Here is a 2,451-nt window from a genome sequence, read left to right as displayed (position 1 = left end):
TAATCAAGCTTTTGAAACAGCAACCGCAACAAATAATAAAAAAGTTAATGAATTTAATGAAAATTTTGTTGAAGAACATAAAAATCTTTTGGAAAATTATCAAAAAACAATTAGCGAATTTAAAACTCAATATTCAACAGAAATTGAAAATATGTGTCTTGTTCGCAAAGGTGCAAATCATGACCCTGCTCCAATCCCTGAAGAGGGCAAATGGGTTAAAGCAAAAGAAGTAAGTGATATTTCTGGTTTTACACATGGTATTGGTTGGTGTGCACCGCAACAAGGTTGTTGTAAATTAACATTAAATGTTAAAGATGGAATTATTGAAGAAGCATTGGTTGAAACTTTAGGGTGTTCAGGAATGACTCACTCAGCAGCTATGGCTGGTGAAATTCTAGTTGGAAAAACTATTCTTGAAGCATTAAATACAGACCTTGTTTGTGATGCTATTAACACTGCAATGCGTGAATTATTCTTACAAATCGTTTATGGAAGAACACAATCTGCATTTTCAGAAGGCGGTCTTCAAATAGGTGCTGGACTTGAAGACTTAGGAAAAGGTCACAGAAGCCAAGTCGGAACTATTTATTCAACAAAAGAAAAAGGCCCAAGATATCTGGAATTAACCGAAGGATATATTACAGAAATTGGCCTTGATGAAGATAATGAAATAATTGGTTACAAATACATCAATCTTGGAGTCATGTTAGATTCCATTAAAGAAGGCATTGATCCATTGGAAGCTATTGAAAAAGCTACAGGTCAATATGGAAGATTCGATGATGCAGTTAAAAAAATAGACCCAAGGAGTGAATAAATATGAGTTTATTTGAAAGTTATGAAAGAAGAATTGACCAAATCACTCCAGTTTTAGAAAAATATGGAATTAAAGACCTTGAAGAGGCAAAACAAATTTGTATTGATAAAGGTTTCAATCCATATGACATTGTAAAAGATGTTCAGCCAATTTGCTTTGAAAATGCATGTTGGGCATATACTCTTGGTGCTGCAATAGCTATTAAACAAGGTTGTGTAAAAGCATCAGAAGCTGCTAAAGCAATAGGTGAAGGATTACAATCATTTTGTATTCCTGGAAGTGTAGCAGATGACAGACAAGTTGGATTAGGTCATGGTAACCTCGCATCAATGCTTTTAAGTGATGAAAGTGAATGTTTTGCATTCCTTGCAGGTCATGAAAGTTTCGCAGCAGCTGAAGGGGCTATTGGTATTGCAAACTCTGCAAATGAAGTACGTGAAAAACCTTTAAGAGTAATATTAAACGGACTTGGAAAAGATGCAGCATTAATCATCTCTAGAATTAATGGATTTACTCATGTTGAAACTGAGTTTGACTATTTCACAGGAGAAGTAAAAATAGTTAAAGAAAAAGCTTATTCCAATGGTGAAAGAGCTAAAGTAAGATGCTACGGTGCTGGTGATGTACGTGAAGGTGTAGCTATTATGCATTTAGAAGGAGTTGATGTATCAATTACTGGTAACTCAACTAATCCAACACGTTTCCAACACCCAGTAGCTGGAACATACAAAAAAGAATGTATATTACAAGGTAAAAAATACTTCTCAGTTGCATCCGGTGGTGGAACAGGAAGAACATTGCACCCAGATAATATGGCAGCAGGTCCTGCTTCTTATGGTATGACAGATACATTAGGTCGTATGCATTCTGATGCTCAATTTGCCGGCTCATCTTCAGTTCCTGCTCATGTGGAAATGATGGGATTGATTGGTATGGGTAATAACCCAATGGTTGGTGCATCTGTTGCTGTTGCAGTAGCTGTTGAAAAGGCAATGAAACAATAAGAGGATTATTCCTCTTTAATTACTTTTTTTATTGGAGAATTAATATGTCTACTTTATGGGGTTTGACTGTAAGAGGAATTTGTGAGTTTAATGATAAGGTTCTACTTTTAAAAATAAGATCTCATTCCGTCCATGATGCTGAAAAATGGGAAATTCCCGGCGGTAAAGTCAAGAAAAACGAATTTTTTGACGAAGCATTAAAAAGAGAATATCTGGAAGAAACTGGTTTGGAAATTGATGTTCAAGAAATGTATAATGTTGTTCGAAATGATTATACTGCCTGTAAAACAAAAGAAGAGGTTAAATCAATCCAATTAATTATGAAAGTATCCTGTGAAACTGATGAAGTTAAAATAAGTAGTGAACATGATGATTTTGGATGGTTTAGTTGGAATGAAATAGATGAAATGATTGCTAATGAATTATTAACTCCTGCAGCAATCACAGCATTTACTAATGATTAATTTTTTAAGAGTAGATTACTTTGAAAAAAAAACGCTTTACCAAATTTATAAATGGATAACTAATCACCTTAATAGCCAACTGATAATCAGCAGGGTAGAATAATTTTTTTTTAAATTGAATTGTTTAAAAGCAATTTATGTTTTTTTTAAATAGAATATTATAGTT

General features: G+C 33.7%; 3 protein-coding genes. All 3 read left to right on the top strand.

Features of this window, described 5'->3' with window-relative positions; all coding sequences use genetic code 11:
* On the top strand, nucleotides 1-817 hold an 817-nt coding region (locus tag ACR0P1_RS07780; RefSeq protein WP_432645839.1), incomplete at its 5' end, for an iron-sulfur cluster assembly scaffold protein.
* Between the two features lie 2 nt (nucleotides 818-819).
* Nucleotides 820-1,821, top strand: a complete 1,002-nt coding sequence (locus ACR0P1_RS07775; RefSeq protein WP_432645838.1) for a GGGtGRT protein — start codon at nucleotides 820-822, stop codon at nucleotides 1,819-1,821.
* Nucleotides 1,822-1,865: 44 nt separating this feature from the next.
* Nucleotides 1,866-2,285: an NUDIX domain-containing protein gene (locus tag ACR0P1_RS07770; protein ID WP_432645837.1), complete on the top strand. Its 420-nt coding sequence runs from the start codon at nucleotides 1,866-1,868 to the stop codon at nucleotides 2,283-2,285.
* The last annotated feature ends 166 nt before the right edge of the window (nucleotides 2,286-2,451 follow it).

Origin of the sequence: Methanobrevibacter sp. (assembly GCF_050872065.1) — an archaeon.
Classification (GTDB): Archaea; Methanobacteriota; Methanobacteria; order Methanobacteriales; family Methanobacteriaceae; genus Methanocatella.
This window is presented reverse-complemented; position numbering and strand designations above follow the sequence as displayed.